Below are 19,657 nucleotides of genomic sequence, written 5' to 3' on the forward strand. Positions count from 1 at the left end.
TCGTCCGCTTGAGGTGGGTGTCATGAGCGCAGGGGTTCGATCCGGAACCCTACCGTACGCCCGCCGGTCTGCGGCTGAATCGCCTGGCCTGCGAGTGCTGTCTGGTCTGGCGGCTCTTCACAATGCACAGTGTCTCGCACAATGCACAGTGTCTTCGGTGACGCTGATGGGCCGATTGTCGTCGAACTCGTACAAAAACCCGATCTACAAGGCATTCCGGGAGGTCGGGCGCTAATTTGAGGGCACCCCGAAGCAGAGGAGAGCCCCGTGGGCAAGGTGGTCATGTACAGCTCGGTGTCGGTGGACGGCTTCGTCGCGGACGAGAATGACCAGCCCGGACCGCTGTTCGACTGGTTGTCCAGCGGTGACGTCCCGTTGGACGAGAGCGGCGAGGTGAAGGTGTCGCAGACGTCCTACGACTACACCCGGCCGTACTGGGACCAGATCGGGGTGACGATCGTCGGCCGCCACGTCTTCGACATGACGGACGGCTGGGGCGGGAAGCCCCCGAGCGGGATCGACCACGTGGTCGTCGTGACGCACCGGCAGGAGCCTGAGGGCTGGGACCCCGAGGCGCCGTTCCACTTCGTCGACGGCGTCGAGGCAGCCGTGGCCAAGGCGCAGGAACTGGCGGGTGACCGCATGGTCGAGGTCGCCGCCGGCGAGGTCGGTGGGCAGGTGCTTGCCGCGGGCCTGGTCGACGAGGTGCGCATGGACGTCGTACCCGTCGTGTTCGGGTCCGGCAAGCGCTACTTCGGGTCGGTCCGCGCGCAGCACCTGTTGGAGGATCCTGACGTGGTGATTCAGGGCAACCGGGTGCTTCACGTGCGCTATCGGGTGCGCCGTTGACCGATCTGAGCGGGTACACGAACAAGTCCACTGCGGACGGTGACACAAGATCGGGCCTTCAGCTGTGTTGCGCATCGGTCGAGGCCGCCTGGGGAATGCTCACATCCGATGCACCGGTACCGGCGGATCGTCACCAGCAGGGTGGTCGGTCGCCAGCCCAGCGGCTCGTGCGCCAGCTCCCGCGTGACGGTGTCCCGGGGGTCTTCCTGCGCACACGTGGAGGTCTTCCAGATGGACGGCGTAGGAACCTCCATCCTCGGAAGACCTCGGCAGCTACCGGGGACCGACGCGCGTCACCATCCAACAAGCGACCACACCCTCAACTGTGAAGAGCCGGTTTGCGCACGGTGATAGGCGGCGCCGTAGTCCGGCACCGGCTTCAGGAGATCACGGTGCAGACGTACACCTTCAGGTCACCGTGGGGCGCCCCGCAGCCGATAATTGCATTCACCCTTAGTCGACATGCGGCATGTCGCCGTTCAGATAATCCGCTATTTGTCTGCGCATCGTTGGGTGGATGTCCAAGGTGAGCAATTCCTCGGGTGTGAACCAGCCGACTGCACTCGCCTCATCGTTCTCAGTCGGTGCGCCGCGCAACGGCCGAGCCAGGAACGTCACCTCATATTCTTGGCGTATCTCTCCATCTGTGTACGCGACAATGTGCCCGGGATCGGAGTAGATTCCCACGATCCCGAGGATCTCAACGGTTATCCCGGTCTCTTCAAGGGTTTCCCGTACGGCACACTCGGACGGAGTCTCGCCCAACTCCTGTTTGCCCATGGGTAACGCCCATTGGCCAGTATCCCGACGACGCTGCAACAAGAGCTTGCCGGCATCGTCGACTGCGATAACACCGCATGCAGGTACGAGCGTGTTCGGCTTCGGTGCTTCGGGATCGTTCCAATATTCGACCCGTCCCATGATGTCATGCCTCCGTTACCGAGCCGCGGATGGAGCGCCGACCGCCCGCCTTCAGTCGATGGTGCAGAGCCGCCCGGCGGACCCGTCGCGGCAGCCATGACGATGGTGCGGCGCCTGTCATCGCATCCCCGCGCGGTCGGCGGTCCGGCCGTGCCCCTTCGGGCAACGCAATTGCTCGCCACACTGTGGACACCACCGGCTCTTGATCTTGAAGCTGAACAAGCCCGCGCAGAAGCCGAGCGTGAGGGTAGTTACGTACGCCACGGAGATCACCTCGTTCTGCCGTCGCCGACGTCGACGGGCGTGAAGCCTCGAGCTGACGGGTCGTCGACGACTGCCATGAGCCCAAGCATGAGGTCGTGTGCGTCACCGACGGTGCTTACACGATCGCCGACGGCGGCCATCGCGGGAATACCGACCAGTGCTCGGACTTGGGTTACCGACGTGTGGACGGACCGGTGGCATGCCTGGGGCCCTGGCGTTCGGATCAGACGAGTCAGCCGGTTTCGGCACTACCCTGAGCGGAGACGGCGCTGCTGGGTTGGAGGCCACGACGTGTCTGACGAGGATCAACACGAAGGATCGACGACATCAACCACCTTCCGCAGCCTCGACGGCCTGCGGTTGGCCGGGACCTTCGCGAAACCGTCCACCCACCCCCGCTCCGTCACGGTGCTGGTGCACGGTGGTGGCGTCACGCGGGACGAGGGCGGCTTCTTCACCCGCCTTGCCGACGGCATGGCGACGGCGGGCGTTGCGTCCCTGCGTTTCGACCTGCGCGGGCATGGCGAGAGTGAGGGGCGCCAGGAGGACCTGACGATCGCCGGGGTCCTCAACGACATCCGGTCGGCCGTTGCGCACGCGCGAACGCAGGCGGGCACGACGGTGGTGAACCTCCTCGGCGCCAGCTTCGGTGGCGGTATCTGCGGGTACTACGCCGGTCATCGGCCCACCGATCTCGACCGGCTGGTCCTCATCAACCCACTGGTCAACTACAAGGGACGTTTCGTCGACGACAAGCCCTACTGGTCCGATGACCAGATCGACGAATCCGCTGGACGTGAGCTGTCGGAGAACGGCTTCCTGCCCCACTCGCCGACCTTCAAACTCGGACGCCCGCTTCTCAACGAGGTCTTCCACCTTCGTCCAGACCAAGCCGTTGAGCGGATCGCGGTGCCTACGCTGATCCTGCATGGCACCGCTGACACGTTCATCCCGGTGCAGAGTTCCCGTGATCTCGCTGCCAGGGTCCCCGCGCCGGTGAAGCTGATCGAGTTCGAAGGGGCACAGCACGGTATTGCCGTGCACGACGATCCTCGCTACCTCGATCCGCGGACACAGGAATGGCAATCGGCGGCCATCCAGTCCATTGCTGAATGGCTCGTCTGATCACGTCTGCTGCATCAATCGCAGAAACGAGGCCACCTCGGGTCGTGCACGCCACGGCTCGAGATCGCGCCGAAGGCGCGACAATTCCCGCACGGTGCGAGCCGATCCGGCCGTGACTGCAGCGCTCCACGCCGCCGAGCCAGTGGTAGCCGCGTCGTCCGGGCGATGTGCGGCCGCGAGGGTTTGTGCTTTCAACGCCGAGAAGTAGGCGTGGTCGCGGGTGGACAATGTGCCCGGCGTCAAGCTCGACTCGAAGAACTCCACCGCTTCCTCTGGGCGGCCTGATTCGCCGAGGCAGATGGCCTTCTGCAACCGGAACAACACGATGTCATAGTGCGCGGCCAGCTCGGTGCCCTCGTCGACACCATGCACCAGCAGATCCTCTGCCCGCTTGAGGACGTCATCGACGTCCTGCGTCCGTGCGTCGAGCATGGCAAGACCACGGGCCCGCTGCTGCACCGCCTCCGCCATCACCCGGGTGGGCAGCTGCCATGGTCCCTCCTGAACGGCCTCGGCAAGTCCGAGCATCCGGCGTGCGTCGCGGTCGTCCCACGCGGACTGACTCTTCTTGATCAGGACGTATCCCGGCATCGCGAAATCACCGGCCTCCATGGCCCACTCTGAAGCGCGATCGCGCCAGTACTCGGCGGCACTTGCCTGACCGGAATCTCGACAAAGCCAGCCGACAAGTTCGGCGGCGCGGGCGCCAACTTCCAGCAGGGGACGCCGGAGCTCCGGTCTGGAACCTCCTGCAGCGTGCTGCACCATCGAGACGACGCCCAAGGTGGCGGGCAGCGCGAAGCGGGGGCCGCGAAGTCCATCGTCGGCGGCACAACGTCCCAGACACTCGTCAAGGTATGCCACCAGTTCCGGGGCCGTGCGTGATCCCGCCTCACGCACGATGGCATCAAACCGGTCAAGGTCGTTCAGCGTCGGCGCGGAAGCAGCGCTCGCCTCTGCCGTGGGGAACAGGCCACCAACCGATGGGATCGACCCCACAACGGCCGGGTGCTGTCGATCGGCACCGTGCGGACTACGGACGGGCGGGAGAGCCCGGCTCATGCGGAGTGCGGACGACGCACCAGTCGGCGGACTCTGCCCTCCATCCGGGTCTACTTCGGCGAAGATTTCGCCGCTGACGCCACGCTCCGCGGGGCGTGGTGGGTGCAGTCCGAGCTGGTGGTCGGATGCCGCCCCGGTGACCTCCCGCAGTGCTGACCGGCGTTCCCGGCTGGCCCAATGGTGGTCACCACGTTCCAGATTTCCGATCCAGCGGCCGGTGACGTAGTGGCATGCGATGTTCGGTCGATCGCCGAACAGTCTGTCGAGTGCCTGGTTCACGGCGTCGGCCAGCTCCGAACGCGACATCCTTCGCCCCGGAAGGTAGGGGGACCGAAGGGCGGCACGGGCCCTGATCAGAGCCTCGTTCGGCCTGCGGCTGGCCACGGTCTCCGGATGACGCGACACGGCACCCCCTCGACGGCCGAATCAGTACATCAGCGGCGCCGCGGCATCTCAAGCAACCTCATCCAGGCCCGCACTGCGGAGGTACCTGGACGGGGTGGCGTCGGTCCGCTCAGCGTTCGTGGCGGAGCCACACGGCGCCCAACGGGGGCACCCGCAGCGAGACCGAGAAGTCCAGGGCGTGCCACGGCTGGGGTTCGGCGGTCACCTGGCCCAGGTTGCCGACGCCGGACCCGCCGTACAGTTCGCTGTCGGTGTTGATCACCTCGCGCCACACCCCCGGCCGGGGCAGACCGATGCGGTAGCCCTCGTGCGGGACCGCGGCGAAGTTGACCACGCAGGCGAGGGTGTCGCCGCCCGGGGCGAAGCGCAGGAACGAGAACACGTTGTGCTGCGAGTCCTCGGCGCTGATCCAGCGGAAGCCGCTCGGCTCGGTGTCCTGCGTCCACAGTGCCGGGGTGTCGCGGTACACCCGGTTCAGGTCCTGCACGAGGCGGCGGATGCCGCCCCGGGCGGGGTCCTGCAGAAGGTCCCAGTCCAGGCCGCGGGCCTCGTTCCATTCCCGCTCGTCGCCCATCTCGGCGCCCATGAAGATCAGGTGCTTGCCGGTGAACGCCCACATGAAGCCGAGCAGGGCACGGGTGTTGGCCAGCTTCTGCCACTCGTCGCCGGGCATCTTGCCGGTCAGCGAACCCTTGCCGTGCACCACCTCGTCGTGGCTGATCGGCAGGATGTAGTTCTCGCTCCACGCGTACACCGTGGCGAAGGTCATCTGGTGGTGGTGCCACTGCCGGTGGATGGGCTCCTTGCCCATGTAGGTGAGCGTGTCGTTCATCCAGCCCATGTTCCACTTGAAGCCGAAGCCGAGGCCGCCCAGGTGGGTGGGCCGGGTGACCCCGGGCCACGCCGTGGACTCCTCGGCGATCGTCACCACGCCGGGGCAGTGCTTGTAGACGGTCGCGTTCATCTCCTGCAGGAAACTGATCGCGTCGAGGTTCTCCCGTCCGCCGTACTGGTTCGGGGTCCACTCGCCGTCCTTGCGGGAGTAGTCCAGATACAGCATCGACGCGACCGCGTCGACCCGCAGGCCGTCGGCGTGGAACTCCTGGCACCAGTACAGCGCGTTGGCGACGAGGAAGTTGCGGACCTCGGTGCGGCCGAAGTCGAAGACGTACGTGCCCCAGTCGGGGTGCTCGCCGCGGCGCCAGTCGCCGTGCTCGTACAGCGGGGTGCCGTCGAAGCGGGCCAGCGCCCACTCGTCCTTGGGGAAGTGGGCGGGCACCCAGTCGAGGATCACCCCGATGCCGGCCCGGTGCAGGGTGTCCACGAGGTGGCGGAACTCGTCCGGGGTGCCGAACCGGGACGTCGGTGCGAAGTAGCCGGTGACCTGGTAGCCCCACGAGCCGCCGAACGGGTGCTCCATCACGGGCATCAGCTCGACGTGGGTGAAGCCGGTGTCCACCACGTACTCGGTGAGCTGCTCGGCGAGCTCGGTGTACGACAGGCCGGGGCGCCACGAGCCCAGATGCACCTCGTAGATGCTCATCGGGTCCTGGTGCGGGTGCCGGGACGCCCGGGCGGTCATCCATTCGCCGTCGCCCCACTCGTAGCCGGACTCGTACACCACCGACGCGGTCTGCGGCGGAATCTCGGTGTGCTGGGCCATCGGGTCGGCCTTCTCCCGCCACACCCCGTCGCGGCCGAGGATCCGGAACTTGTACCGCGTGCCGGGCGCGGCGCCCGGCACGTAGAGTTCCCACACCCCGCTGGAGCCCAGCGAGCGCATCGGCCAGCCGTCGTGCGGGCCCCAGCTGGTGAAGTCGCCCACGATGCGCACCCCGCGGGCGCTGGGCGCCCACACCGCGAACGCCACTCCGGTGCCGCGGTGCTGCGCGCCGAGCACCTGCCACAGCTTCTCGTGGCGCCCCTCGCCGATCAGGTGCAGGTCCAGCTCGCCCAGGGTGGGCAGGTGACGGTACGGATCGTCGGACTCCACCCCGTCCACGTCGAGGCGGTAGTCGAGCACCGTGCCCGCGACGTCGACCGCGAAGATGCCGTCCGGGTGCACCTTGGCCATCGGCGCCTTCTCGCCGCCGAACAGCAGGGTCACGTGGGCGGCGCCGCGCCGCAGCGTACGGATCACGGTGCGGCCGCCGTGCGGGTGAGCCCCGAGGATCGCGTGCGGGTCGTGGGTGTCCCCGTTGATCACCGCATGCATTGCCCGCTCGTCGGCGGCCGAGGACGCCGAGGTGCTGTGCCCGATCATCGAAACTCCTCCGTGGTCAGCCGACGAGGCGGGCGATGGCGCGCAACGGGATCCGCGACCACCCTGGCCGGTGCCGGGCTTCGTACACGGCCTCGTAGACCGCCTTGTCCAACTCGTACGCCGCGAGCAGCGGGGCCTGATCACGCGGGTCGATGCCTGCCGCCGCAGCGTACCCGTCGCAGAAGGCAGCCCGGTTACGGTCCACCCACTCCCGGGCCCGGGCGGCGAGATGCTCCTGCTCGTCGTCGGTGTCGACGAGCAACTGGTACGCGGCGTACTCGTAGGAGCGCAGCACCCCGGCGACGTCGCGCAGCGGCGAGTCCGGCAGCCGCCGCTCGTCCAGCGGCGAGCCCGGCTCGCCCTCGAAGTCGATCAGCAGCCAGGCGGACGGGGTCCGCAGCACCTGGCCCAGATGCAGGTCGCCGTGGACCCGCTGCACGTCCACCCGGCTGCCGGTCAGGCTCCGGAACCGCGCCTCGATCGCGGGCACGTGCGGGGCCAGCTCCGGCACGGCGGAGGCCGCGGCCCGCAGCCGGGCCAGCACCGCGTCCACCGGGAACGGTGACGGGCCGACGCCCAGCTGCTCGGCCAGGGTCCGGTGCACGCTGGCCACGGCCTCACCCAGCCGGTACGACTCGCCGGAGAAGTCGCCGCCCACCTCGTCCGCGCGCAGCTCCGCGTCCTCGGCGAACAGGTCGCGGGCACTGGCGGTGGCCATCGCCCACCCCTCGGCCGAGTTGTCCGCGTACGCGGTGACCATGCCCAGGGCGCACGGCTCGCCGCTCTCGGTGGTCTCGAACGAGCTGAGCAGCCGTGCCACGTGCGGGTTGCCGGCGCGGCCGAGCACCCGGTTCAGTTCGATGTCCGGGTTGACGCCCGTGGCGACCCGGCGGAACACCTTGAGGATCGCCGCCTGCTCGTAGATCACACTGGTGTTGGTCTGTTCGGCGTCGAACACCCGCGGCGCCGCATCGAGCCGCAGAGCCACCCCGGGCTCCGGCTCGAACACGACGTCGCCGACCGCGCGGGGCGAACCGAGCAGCGACAGCAGGTAGCTGGCGGCCTCCGGGTCGTAGAGGGCGTCGTAGCCGGTGCGGTCGCCGTCCGTGCCGATCGTGGCGATCGCGGCGTACTCGGGGATCGGGCCGGAGTTCCAGGCGACCAGGACCTGATAGCGCTCCGAGCTGCCGTCGGTGTACGTGACGTCGACCAGGATCAGGTCGAGGTCGTCGCGCAGCGCGGTGCTCGATGCCGGTTTCGCGGACTCCAGGGTGCGGGTACGGCCCGCGTACCAGCGTTGGCGGGGCAGCCAGTCGGCGAACGGCAGCGTCATCACTTCTCCTCGGTGCCGCACAGCTGGAACCAGTAGAACCCGTGTCCGGGCAGGGTCAGCAGGTACGGCAGGTGACCGATGCGCGGGAAGTTCACGTGCCCGGTCAGCTCGACCGGGGTGTAGCCGTTCCATTGCTGCAGGTTCAGCTCGATGGGCTGGGGGAAGCGGGACAGGTTGTTGACGCACAGCACCACGTCGTCGCCGACCTCGCGCACGAACGCCAGCACGGACGGGTTGGAGCCGCCCAGCTCACGGAACGTGCCGACCGCGAACGCCTCGTGCCTTCGGCGCACCGCCAGCATGGTGCGGGTCCAGTTGAGCAGCGACGCCGAGTTGTCGCGCTGGGCCTCCACATTGACCGCCTGGTATCCGTACACCGGGTCCTGGTTGGCGGGCAGGTAGAGCCGGCCGGGGTTGGCGGTGGAGAAGCCGGCGTTGCGGTCCGGGGTCCACTGCATCGGGGTGCGCACGCCGTCGCGGTCGCCGAGCCAGATGTTGTCGCCCATGCCGATCTCGTCGCCGTAGTACAGCACGGGGGAGCCGGGCAGGCTCAGCAGCAGCGCGGTGAACAGCTCGATCTGGTTGCGGTCGTTCTCCAGCAGGGGCGCGAGGCGGCGCCGGATGCCGACGTTGGCCTTCATCCGCGGGTCCTTCGCGTACTCCGCGTACATGTAGTCGCGCTCCTCGTCGGTCACCATCTCCAGGGTGAGCTCGTCGTGGTTGCGCAGGAAGATCCCCCACTGGCAGTTCTCCGGAATTTCTGGAGTCTGGGCCAGGATTTCGGAGATAGGGAAGCGGGACTCCCGGCGGACGGCCATGAAGATCCGCGGCATCAGCGGGAAGTGGAACGCCATGTGGCACTCGTCGCCGCCGCTCTTCGGGTCGCCGAAGTACTCGACCACGTCGGCGGGCCACTGGTTCGCCTCGGCCAGCAGCACCCGTCCCGGGAACTCGTCGTCGATCACCTTGCGGCAGTGCTTGAGGAACGCGTGCGTGGCGGGCAGGTTCTCGCAGTTGGTGCCCTCGGCCTCGAACAGGTACGGCACCGCGTCCAGCCGGAAGCCGTCGATGCCCAGGCCGAGCCAGAACCGCAGTACGTCGAGCATGGCCTCCTGCACGGCCGGGTTCTCGTAGTTGAGGTCCGGCTGGTGGGAGAAGAAGCGGTGCCAGTAGAACTGGCGGCGTACCGGGTCGAAGGTCCAGTTGGACTCCTCGGTGTCCACGAAGATCACCCGGGCGTCGGGGTAGGGCTCGCTGGTGTCGCTCCACACGTAGAAGTCGCCGTGCGGGCCGTCCGGGTCGCTGCGCGACGCCTGGAACCACGGGTGCGAGTCGGAGGTGTGGTTCATGACCAGGTCGGTGATCACCCGGATGCCGCGCTTGTGCGCCGCGTCGAGCAGTGCCACGAAGTCGTCGACCGTGCCGAAGTCGGGCAGCACCTTGTAGAAGTCGCGGATGTCGTAGCCGCCGTCGCGCAGCGGGGAGTCGTAGAACGGGGGGAGCCAGAGGCAGTCCACACCCAGCCACTGGAGGTAGTCCAGGCGCTCGATCAGCCCGCGCAGGTCGCCGGAGCCGTCCGTTCCGGAGTCGTAGAACGCCCGGACGAGCACCTCGTAGAAGACGGCGCGCTGGAACCAGGTGCGGTCCGCGGGCAGCACCCGGGCGTGGCCGAAGTCGTCCGCGTTGGGGTGCTCGACCGTGCGGTGTTCGAGGTGACTGCCCTCGGCCGGGTCGACCTGACTCGTCTGGTCCATCGTTCCCACCTACCCCACCCGCAGGGACTCGAATCGCGTCAGCTCTGCGGCTGCACCACGAAGATGTGCGCCGGTTCGACGTACGGGTCGATGCGGACCGCGTTGTGCTGGCCCCACTCGTACGACGCCCCGGTGATCTGGTCGGTCACCGTGAACCGCTCGTGCCAGTCCATGCCCAGCGCCGGCATGTCGAGCGTGGTGTTGGCCCACTGCACGTTGTGCGCGTCGAACGAGCAGATCGCCAGGATGGTGTTGCCGGTCTCCGGGTCCCGCTTCGACCAGCACAGCAGCGAGCCGTTGTCGACCTCGTGGAAGTGCAGGTTGCGCAGCCAGTGCAGGGCGGGGTTCTCCCGCCGGACCTTGTTGATCGTGGTCAGGTACGGCGCCAGGGTCCGCCCGGAGCGCGCGGCGCCCGCCCAGTCGCGGGGCTTGAGCTCGAACTTCTCGTTGTCGATGTACTCCTCGGCGCCGGGCCGGGCCTCGTGCTCGAACAGTTCGAAGCCCGCGTACATGCCCCACGACGGTGACAGCATCCCGGCCAGTACCGCGCGGATCTTGAACATCGGCGGCCCGCCGTGTTGCAGCGTCTCGTGCAGGATGTCCGGGGTGTTGGGCCAGAAGTTGGGCCGCATCCAGTCCACCGAGGTCAGCAGCTGGTTGAGGTATTCGCGCATCTCCCAGGCCGTGGTCCGCCACGTGAAGTACGTGTACGACTGGGTGAAGCCGATCTTGCCGAGGCCGTTCATCATGGCGGGCCGGGTGAACGCCTCGGCCAGGAACAGCACGTCGGGGTCGACGTCCTTGACCTTGGTGATGAGCCACTGCCAGAAGTTCAGTGCCTTGGTGTGCGGGTTGTCGACCCGGAAGATCTTGACGCCCTGTGCCACCCAGTGCAGGACGACCCGCAGGACCTCCTTGCGCAGGCCCTGGTAGTCGTTGTCCCAGTTGATGGGGTAGATGTCCTGGTACTTCTTGGGCGGGTTCTCGGCGTAGGCGATGCTGCCGTCGGCGCGGGTGGTGAACCACTCCGGGTGCTCGCGCACCCAGGGGTGGTCCGGCGCGGCCTGCAGCGCGAGGTCCAGCGCCACCTCCATGCCGTTGTCCTGGGCCGCGGCGACGAACGCCCGGAAGTCCTCCAGCGTGCCCAGCTCCGGGTGGATGGCGTCGTGGCCGCCGTCGTCAGAGCCGATGGCCCAGGGGGAGCCGACGTCCTCGGGCCGGGCCACGAGCGTGTTGTTGCGGCCCTTCCGGTTGATCTTGCCGATCGGGTGGATGGGCGGCAGGTAGAGCACATCGAAACCCATGGCCGCGACGGCCGGGATGCGCTCGGCGGCGGTACGGAACGTGCCGTGCTTGATCGGGACGGCGTCCGGGCCGATCTCGGCGCCTTCGGAGCGTGGGAAGAACTCGTACCAGGCCGAGAACAGGGCCCGCGGGCGGTCCACCCAGATCGCGTACGAGCGGGTCGTGGTGACCAGCTGGCGCACCGGGTGCTGCCAGAGCAGCGCCTCCAGGTCCAGGGCGGGGGAGACCCGTTCGTACAGCGGGCGCTGCTCGTCGCGCAGCGCGGCCGCCGCGGCCCGGACGCGTTCCTCCTCCGCCGCCGGGACGATCTTGGTGGCCAGGTCCAGGACCTCGGCGCCCTCGGCGAGATCGTTCGCCAGCTCACCCGTGCCCTGGCCCGCGCCGATCTTCTTGGTCACCGCGTTGCGCCACGTCAGGTACGGGTCGTCGAACGCCTCGACCGTGAACGTCCACCGGCCGACCCGGTCCGGCTTGATCATGGCGTGCCACCGGTCCAGCCCGGGCTCGCCCGGTTGCATGCGGGTGAACGGCTCGGGCTGGCCGTCCGGGCCCTGCCATACCACGTTGACGCCGAGGGCGTGGTGTCCTTCCCGATAGGACACCGCGGAGACCGGTACCAGCTCGCCGACGACCGCCTTCGCGGGGTAACGGCCGCAGGACACCGACGGCGTGACGTCTTCGATGGGGAAGCGACCGGTCATGATCTCCACCGTAGTCTTCGGGCGCGTGAACAGGCTCGGCGACCGGGAAAATCCACCACCGCGTCCGCTCGCGTTCGCCCGCCCGCTTTCCGCAGTGGAGTAACGGCCGGATCCGGTGGCGCCCGTCACGCTCAACCTACCGGAGACCGGGCGCCGCAGTGCAGTCTCGGGTGCGCGTCGGTTGCCATGCGGTGCCAACCGAGTGATCTTGCTTAGGCCGGGCGGCTGCCGGCCGAGGAACAGGGCGTATCGCGCCCCACCCCCGGGTCGCATCGACCCTGGGAGGGCCACGTGGCCGGTCCGTCTGCCGCGCTGTCGCCGGTGATCGCCGCCAGCACGCATTGGCTGGCGCGCGCGTACCCGGCCACCGGTGAGGATCACCAGGCGGCCGCGCTCGCGGAGCTGCAGGCGCGCCAGGCCGTGACCGTCGCCGCATGGCTGCGATACCCCACGCCGGTGGATGCCGAACTCGTGGCGCTGGCCGGGCCGGGCGGCTCCGCCGTGCTCGACTGGCGGGCCGGCAGCGAGCCCGTCGAGGAGTACGCCGAGGACGAGGCGTGGCGCACCTGGGTCGACGAGGTCGTGGTGAGCTGGGCCGCCTGCCTGCTGGCCGATCCGGTGCTCGCGGTGCGCGCGGTGTCCGCGGTCGCCGCGGCCGTGCCCGACCACGAGGACCACCGCCGGCCGCGCCCGCGCCGTGCCGGGGACCTGCTGGGACAGTTCCGCCGGCTGACCACCCCGAACCCACGGGAACGCTCCGCCGCCGTGCTGATGCGCCACCCCGACCTGCTGGACCCGGTGGCCACCATGCACCGCGACGCGCTGCGCTACCTGCTGGGCGTCGAGGTGCCCAACCCGTGGCTGGGCATCAGCGGCTGACCGCCGCCCCGGCGCCGGCGGCGACGCCGGATGGGCGGGTGCCGTCAGGCCCGCCGGACGACTCAGTCGGCCAGCCGGGCCGGGAATCCGCCCGTGGCGATCGGCCCCCAGCGCTCGATCGAGACCCGGATCAGCGACTTGCCCTGGGCCCGCATGGCGTCGCGGTACTCGTCCCAGTCCGGATGCTCACCGGAGATGCAGCGGAAGTACTCCACCAGCGGCTCCAGCGCCTCCGGCAGATCGAGCACCTCCGCGGTGCCGTCCAGGTGGACCCACGGGCCGTTCCACTCGTCGGAGAGCACGCACAGCGACACCCGGGGATCGCGCCGGATGTTGGCCACCTTCGCCCGCTCGGGGTAGGTCGAGATGACCACCCGGCCGTCGGCGTCCACCCCGCAGGCGTTCGGTGACGATTGCGGGCGCCCGTCGCGCCGCGTGGTGATCAGGATGGCGCGGTGCCGGGGCCGCAGGAATGCGAGCAGGTCCGCGCGCCCGGTCCTGGTGTTGGTCGCGATGGTGCGGGCCATGGCCGGTCAGCTCCCGTAGGCGGCGGCGTGGGCGGCATCGACGGTCATCGGGCCGGTGCGGCCGGCGGTCTGCGCCGCGGTCACGGCGGCGCCGATGATGCCGGCGTTGTTGAGCAGCGCCGCGGGCACCATCGCGGTGCGGATGTCGATCAGCGGGAAGTACCTGTCCGCCTTCTTGCTCACGCCGCCGCCGATGATGAACAGCCGCGGCGACAACAGCATCTCGAGGTGCCGCAGGTACTGCTGCACCCGCTGCGCCCATCGCTCCCAGCCGAGGTCCTCGGACTCGCGGGCGCGGTCGGAGGCGCGCACCTCGGCGTCGACGCCCTCCAGCTCCAGGTGGCCGAACTCGGTGTTGGGCATCAGCACCCCGTCGAGGAACAGCGCGCTGCCGATGCCGGTGCCGAAGGTCAGCATGACCGTGAGGCCGGCCTGCTCACGCCCGGCGCCGAACGCGACCTCGGCCACGCCCGCCGCATCGGCGTCGTTGAGCACCGCCACCGGCCGGCCCAGCCGCTGCGCGAACAGTGCCGCCGCGTCGGCGTCGAGCCAGGACCGGTCGACGTTCGCGGCGCTGCGGATGACCCCGTCGACGACCACACCGGGAAAGGTGAGGCCGACCCGGTCGTAGCCGGGGAACCGGCTGGCCACCTCGGCGACCGCCTCGACCACGGCGGAGACGTCCGACGGTTGCGGCGTGGGCACCCGGTAGCGCTCGTCGAGCAGCTCGCCGCGCACGGGATCGACCGGTGCGCCCTTCACGCCGGAGCCCCCGATGTCGATGCCGAGGATGGCCATCCCTGATCCCGTCTGCCGTCCGATGGTGTTCCTGCTGTGTACCACGCGGTACCGGCGAACGCCCCGGCGCCACCCGCCGGGGGTCGGCCGCAGGGACAGCGGCGGGCACAGTTCGGTAACCCTGCCCCCAGCAGCCACTCCAAGGGTCATAATTCTCTTAGGCACCAATTGCCCCGGTAATTCCTCCGGTGCAACCGAGGCGCACCCGGGCGCCCCCTTGGCCCGCAACGGCCCCCCGTGACTGTCGAACAGACGCCCGAAGCCACAGAGGGGACCGCTTCATGCTGCACACCGCCCGCCGGCTGTTCACCGCCCCGGCGCTGGCCGTCGTGATCGGCGCCGGTCTGCTCGTCGCGCCGGAGGCGGCCCTCGCCGCGAGCGTCCCCGCCACGGTGGATGTCGTCGGCACGCTGCGGATCCGCTCCGCGCCGTCGCTGGCCGCCCCGATCGTCGGCGCCGTGAACGACGAGCAGCGCGTCACGGTCGAGTGCGCGACCCGCGGCACCGCGGTGCGCGGCAGCCAGCGCACCACGGACGTCTGGGACCGGCTCGGCGCCGGCCGCTACATCTCGCACGCGTACGTGCGTCCCCAGGGCGCGATCCCGTCCTGCGCCGCCGTGCCGGTGCAGACTCAGCCGGCCACGGCCCGCCCGGCGGCCGTCCGGAAGTACATCGTCGGCCGGGTCCGCAGCTCGGACGGCCGGATCAACGTCCGCGCCGGCACGTCGCTCACCGCACCGGTCAAGGGCACCCTGGCCAACGGCGCCCGGGTCAGCCTGGTGTGCGGGGTGGTCGGCGCCCGGGTCAAGGGCACGGTCCGCACCACGACCCAGTGGAACCGGCTCAGCAACGGCTACTACATCTCCCACGCGTACGTGGTGACCCCGACGCTGCACCTGTGCCCGGGCGCGCCCCGGCCCGTGCTGTCGCCCGCGGTGACCCCGGAGCAGTTCATCGCCCGGTCGGTGGCGGGTGCCCAGCGCGGCTGGCGCGACTACGGCGTCCCGCCGTCGGTGACGATCGCCCAGGCCATCCTCGAATCCGGCTGGGGCCGCAGCGACCTGTCCGTCAACGACGGCAACTTCTTCGGCATCAAGTGCTTCAACGGCTACCACGGCCCGCTGGCTTTCGGCTGCCACACGTACAAGACGCAGGAGTGCACGAAGGCCGGCAAGTGCTTCGACACGACCGCGAGCTTCCGGAGGTACGCCTCGCCGGGGATGTCCTTCCGCGATCACGGCTACTTCCTGCGGGCCAACCGCCGGTACCGGCCGGCCTTCGCGTACACCCGCAGCGCGAACCGGTTCATCTGGGGCGTGTGGAAGGCCGGGTACGCCACCGATCCCAACTACTACACCAAGATCACCGGCATCATGGCCAAGTGGGGCCTGTACCGGTACGACACCTGGAAGTGAGCCCATCCACGGGAGCCACCGCCGCGCAGCGACGGTGATCGACACCCCAGGGACGCTAATCATGCGGCGCCCGCGGTCCGATCCGCCTATCCTTGCTCCGCCATGTCGATGCCACCCCCGGACGCCGCCGCGCTGCGCCGTACGCTGACGACCCTGCTGCCTCGCGATGAGCACCGCCTCGGGCGGCGGCTCGAGGGCACCCGGCGGATCCGCGACGCGGCCGCCCGCGCCGCGGCGCTGACCGAGATCGCCGAACAGATCGAGGCGGCCCAGCAGCGGTTCGAGGCCCGGCTCGCGGCCGTACCCAAGGTCAGTTACCCGGAGGAACTGCCGGTCAGCGCGCGCCGCGACGACATCGCCGCGGCGATCCGCGACCATCAGGTCGTGGTGGTGGCCGGCGAGACCGGATCGGGCAAGACCACCCAGCTGCCGAAGATCTGCCTCGAGCTGGGCCGCGGGGTGCGCGGCGTGATCGGGCACACCCAGCCGCGCCGCATCGCGGCCCGCACCGTGGCCGAGCGCATCGCCGAGGAGCTGAGCACCCCGCTGGGCGCCACGGTCGGCTACAAGGTGCGCTTCACCGACCAGGTCAGCGACCAGACCATGGTCAAGGTCATGACGGACGGCATCCTGCTGGCCGAGATCCAGAACGACCGGGCGCTGCGCGGCTACGACACCCTGATCATCGACGAGGCGCACGAGCGCAGCCTCAACATCGACTTCCTGCTCGGCTATCTCAAGGAACTGCTGCCCCGCCGCCCCGACCTGAAGCTGATCATCACCTCGGCCACGATCGAGACGGGCCGGTTCGCGCAGCACTTCGCGAGCCCGGCGGGACCGGCCCCGGTGATCGAGGTGTCCGGGCGCACGTACCCGGTGGAGGTGCGCTACCGACCGCTGGTGGCCGCCACCGGCGAGGGCGAGGAGGAGGGCCGGGAGGAGCCGGTCGACCAGGTCGACGGCATCGCCGCGGCGGTCGACGAGCTGGGCGGCGAAGGCAACGGCGACATCCTGGTCTTCCTCAGCGGCGAACGCGAGATCCGCGACACCGCGGACGCCCTCAACCGGCGCGACCTGCGCAACACCGAGGTCGTCCCGCTGTACGGGCGCCTGAGCGCCGCCGAGCAGCACCGGGTGTTCGAGCGGCACACCGGGCGGCGGATCGTGCTGGCCACCAACGTCGCCGAGACCTCGCTGACCGTCCCCGGCATCCGGTACGTCATCGACCCCGGCACGGCCCGGATCTCCCGCTACAGCCACCGGCTCAAGGTGCAGCGGCTGCCGATCGAGCCGGTGTCGCAGGCCAGCGCGAACCAGCGCAAGGGCCGCTGCGGGCGTACCTCCGACGGCATCTGCATCCGGTTGTACTCCGAAGAGGACTTCATCCAGCGTCCCGAGTTCACCGAGCCGGAGATCCTGCGGACCAACCTGGCCAGCGTCATCCTGCAGATGACCGCGCTGGGCCTGGGCGATCTGGCCCGGTTCCCGTTCATCGACCCGCCGGACCGGCGCAACGTCACCGACGGCATCAAGCTGCTGGAGGAGCTGGGCGCGCTGGACGGGCGCAAGCTCACCCCGCTGGGCCGCCAGCTGGCCCAGCTGCCGGTCGACCCGCGGCTGGCCCGCATGGTGATCGAGGCGGACAAGCAGGACTGTGTCGCCGAGGTGATGGTGGTGACGGCCGCGCTGTCCATCCAGGACCCCCGCGAGCGCCCCGCCGACAAACAGCAGCAGGCCGACGAGAAGCACGCCCGGTTCACCGACAAGGAATCCGACTTCTTCAGCTACCTCAACCTGTGGCGCTACCTGCGCGAGCAGCAACGGGAGCTGTCCGGCAACCAGTTCCGCCGGTTGTGCCGCGCCGAGTTCCTCAACTACCTGCGGGTCCGCGAGTGGCAGGACATCTACGCCCAGCTGCGGCAGGTCGCCCGTACCCTCGGGCTGAGCGTCGCCGAGCACGACGACGCCGAGCCGCCGGACGCGCAGCGACTGCACACGGCCCTGCTGTCGGGCCTGCTGTCGCACATCGGCCTCAAGGACACCGACAAGCGTGAGTACCTGGGCGCTCGCGGCGCGAAGTTCGCGATCTTCCCGGGCTCGGCGCTGTTCAAGAAGCAGCCCCGCTGGGTGATGTCCGCCGAGCTGGTCGAGACCAGCCGCCTCTGGGCCCGGGTGAACGCCCGCATCGAGCCGGAATGGGCCGAGAAGCTCGCCCCGCACCTGGTCAAACGCAGCTACAGCGAGCCGCACTGGGACCGCCGGCAGGGCGCGGTGCTGGGCTACGAGAAGGTCACCCTGTACGGCCTGCCGATCGTGCCCCGCCGCAAGGTCGGCTACGCCCGGGTCGACCCCGTGCTGGCCCGGGAGCTGTTCATCCGGCACGCCCTGGTCGAGGGCGACTGGGACACCCACCACGCCTTCTTCGCGCAGAACACCAAGCTGCTCGAGCAGATCGAGCAGATGGAACACCGGGCCCGCCGCCGCGACATCGCGGTCGACGACGAGACCGTGTTCGCCCTGTACGACGCGCGCATCCCGGCCGAGGTGGTGTCCGCGCGGCACTTCGACGCGTGGTGGAAGAAGGCCCGCCGCGACCAGCCCGACCTGCTGACCTTCACCCGTGAGCTGCTGGTCAACGCGGGCAAGGACGCGGTGGACCCGGGGGCGTACCCGGACGCCTGGCTGGCCGACGGGGTGCGGCTGCCGCTGAGCTACCAGTTCGAGCCGGGCGCCGCCGCCGACGGGGTCACCGTGCGGATTCCGGTGGCGCTGCTGAACAAGGTGGACGCCGAGGACTTCGGCTGGTCGGTGCCGGGCCTGCGCAAGGAGGTCGTGGTGGCGCTGATCCGGGCGCTGCCCAAGGCGCTGCGCACCCACTTCGTGCCGGTGCCGGACTGGGCCGAGGCGGTGCTGGCGCGGGTGCCCGCCCGGCGCGGCCCGCTGCCCGACGCGATCGGTACGGAGCTGCGGAAGCTCACCGGCACGGTCGTGCCGCGCGACGCCTGGCGGCCCGACCAGGTGCCCGATCACCTGCGGATGAACTTCCGGGTGGTGGCCGAGGACGGCTCGGTGCTGGGCGAGGGCCGTGATCTGGAGGTGCTGCGCCGTTCCCTGGCCCCGAAGGTGCAGGCCACGATCTCCGCCGCGGCCGGGAACGTGGAACGCCGCGGCATCACCACCGCCGACATTCCGACGATCCCGCGCCACGTCGCCCAGAACCGCGGCGGATACGAGGTGACGGTCTTCCCCGCGCTGGCCGACGAGGGCGACAGCGTGGCGGTACGGGTCTTCGAGACCGAGCCGCAACAGCGGGTCGCGATGCGCGCGGGCACCCGCCGGCTGCTGCTGCTCACGTTGCCGCAGGCCGCCCGCTACCTGCAGGGGCGGCTGGACAACCGGGCCAAGCTGGAGCTGAGCCGGGGCAACCCGTACCGGTCGATCGCGGAGCTGCTGGACGACTGCGCGGGGGCGGCACTGGACCGGCTGGTCGCCGAGGCGGGGGGCCCGGCCTGGGACGCCGAGGCGTTCGCCGTGCTGCGCGACGCGGTCCGCGCCGACCTGGTCGACGCGGTCGCGAACGTGGTGACGCAGGTGCGGGCCGTGCTGGCCACGGCGTACGAGATCGACCAGCGGATCGGCGCCACGAAGGACCCGGCGCTGGTACCCGCGCTGGCGGACATCCGGGCGCAGCTGCGGGCGCTGGTCCATCCCGGGTTCGTGACCCAGACGGGCTGGCGGCAGCTGCACCAGCTGCCCCGGTACCTGAAGGCGGTCGCGTACCGGCTGGACCGGCTGCCGGGCACGCTGGCCCGGGACCGGCAGCTGATGGCGCAGGTGCACGAGATCGAGGCGGAGTACCGGGAGCTGCGCGCGGAGCTGGCCCCGGGCGGGGAGGCCGACGAGGGCCTGGAGGAGATCCGCTGGATGATCGAGGAGCTGCGGGTCAACCTGTTCGCCCAGTCGCTGGGCACCGCGTACGCCGTGTCGGACAAGCGCATCTACCGGGCCATGGACCAACTGCCCGGCTAGCCCGTTCTGTCCTTTCCGCCCCCTTGT

The 19,657-nt window shown here is 69.8% G+C and carries 13 protein-coding genes; 5 read left to right on the forward strand and 8 right to left on the reverse strand.

Annotation, left to right across the window (positions count from 1 at the left end):
• Positions 1–267 precede the first annotated feature (267 nt).
• The gene (locus tag ACMCNO_RS15415) at positions 268–849 is read left to right on the forward strand and encodes a dihydrofolate reductase family protein (RefSeq protein ID WP_412750120.1); all 582 of its coding nucleotides are present in this window, start codon (positions 268–270) and stop codon (positions 847–849) included.
• A 453-nt stretch (positions 850–1,302) separates the two neighbouring features.
• Here the strand turns inward: ACMCNO_RS15415 and ACMCNO_RS15420 are convergent, their stop codons facing one another.
• Complete coding sequence (locus ACMCNO_RS15420) at positions 1,303–1,770, reverse strand: NUDIX hydrolase (RefSeq protein WP_412750121.1); 468 nt, start codon at positions 1,768–1,770, stop codon at positions 1,303–1,305.
• 555 nt (positions 1,771–2,325) lie between these two features.
• Between ACMCNO_RS15420 and ACMCNO_RS15425 the strand changes: the two genes are divergently transcribed.
• Positions 2,326–3,159, forward strand: a complete 834-nt coding sequence (locus tag ACMCNO_RS15425; RefSeq protein ID WP_412750122.1) for an alpha/beta hydrolase — start codon at positions 2,326–2,328, stop codon at positions 3,157–3,159.
• On the opposite strand, the gene ACMCNO_RS15430 is transcribed toward ACMCNO_RS15425, so the two are convergent.
• The 5 genes from ACMCNO_RS15430 to ACMCNO_RS15450 form a co-directional block, all read right to left on the reverse strand.
• The gene (locus ACMCNO_RS15430) at positions 3,160–4,527 is read right to left on the reverse strand and encodes a hypothetical protein (protein ID WP_412750123.1); all 1,368 of its coding nucleotides are present in this window, start codon (positions 4,525–4,527) and stop codon (positions 3,160–3,162) included. It lies immediately after the preceding gene.
• 208 nt (positions 4,528–4,735) lie between these two features.
• A complete protein-coding gene (glgB, locus tag ACMCNO_RS15435; RefSeq protein ID WP_412753711.1) occupies positions 4,736–6,841 on the reverse strand; it encodes a 1,4-alpha-glucan branching protein GlgB in 2,106 nt (701 codons plus the stop codon).
• Positions 6,842–6,905: 64 nt separating this feature from the next.
• Entirely contained in the window at positions 6,906–8,222 is a 1,317-nt protein-coding gene (locus ACMCNO_RS15440) for a maltokinase N-terminal cap-like domain-containing protein (protein ID WP_412750124.1), read from the reverse strand.
• Complete coding sequence (treS, locus tag ACMCNO_RS15445; RefSeq protein ID WP_412750125.1) at positions 8,222–9,976, reverse strand: maltose alpha-D-glucosyltransferase; 1,755 nt, start codon at positions 9,974–9,976, stop codon at positions 8,222–8,224. Before treS ends, ACMCNO_RS15440 begins: the two co-directional genes overlap by 1 nt.
• 38 nt (positions 9,977–10,014) lie before the next feature.
• Complete coding sequence (locus tag ACMCNO_RS15450) at positions 10,015–11,982, reverse strand: alpha-1,4-glucan--maltose-1-phosphate maltosyltransferase (RefSeq protein WP_412750126.1); 1,968 nt, start codon at positions 11,980–11,982, stop codon at positions 10,015–10,017.
• Between the two features lie 291 nt (positions 11,983–12,273).
• On the opposite strand from ACMCNO_RS15450, the gene ACMCNO_RS15455 reads away from it, so the two are divergent.
• Entirely contained in the window at positions 12,274–12,861 is a 588-nt protein-coding gene (locus ACMCNO_RS15455) for a hypothetical protein (protein WP_412750127.1), read from the forward strand.
• 62 nt (positions 12,862–12,923) lie between these two features.
• On the opposite strand, the gene ACMCNO_RS15460 is transcribed toward ACMCNO_RS15455, so the two are convergent.
• Together ACMCNO_RS15460 and ppgK are read right to left on the reverse strand one after the other, a co-directional pair.
• A complete protein-coding gene (locus ACMCNO_RS15460; protein ID WP_412750128.1) occupies positions 12,924–13,388 on the reverse strand; it encodes a PPOX class F420-dependent oxidoreductase in 465 nt (154 codons plus the stop codon).
• Between the two features lie 6 nt (positions 13,389–13,394).
• Positions 13,395–14,186 carry a polyphosphate--glucose phosphotransferase gene (ppgK, locus tag ACMCNO_RS15465; RefSeq protein ID WP_412750129.1) on the reverse strand — a complete coding sequence of 264 codons (792 nt, stop codon included), beginning with the start codon at positions 14,184–14,186 and terminating at the stop codon, positions 13,395–13,397.
• 281 nt (positions 14,187–14,467) lie between these two features.
• Between ppgK and gsmA the strand changes: the two genes are divergently transcribed.
• Complete coding sequence (gene gsmA, locus ACMCNO_RS15470; protein ID WP_412750130.1) at positions 14,468–15,601, forward strand: sporangiospore maturation cell wall hydrolase GsmA; 1,134 nt, start codon at positions 14,468–14,470, stop codon at positions 15,599–15,601.
• Between the two features lie 102 nt (positions 15,602–15,703).
• Positions 15,704–19,630, forward strand: a complete 3,927-nt coding sequence (gene hrpA, locus ACMCNO_RS15475) for an ATP-dependent RNA helicase HrpA (protein WP_412750131.1) — start codon at positions 15,704–15,706, stop codon at positions 19,628–19,630.
• Positions 19,631–19,657 lie beyond the last annotated feature (27 nt).

The organism is Krasilnikovia sp. M28-CT-15 (genome assembly GCF_047159595.1).
Taxonomy (GTDB): domain Bacteria; phylum Actinomycetota; class Actinomycetes; order Mycobacteriales; family Micromonosporaceae; genus Actinoplanes.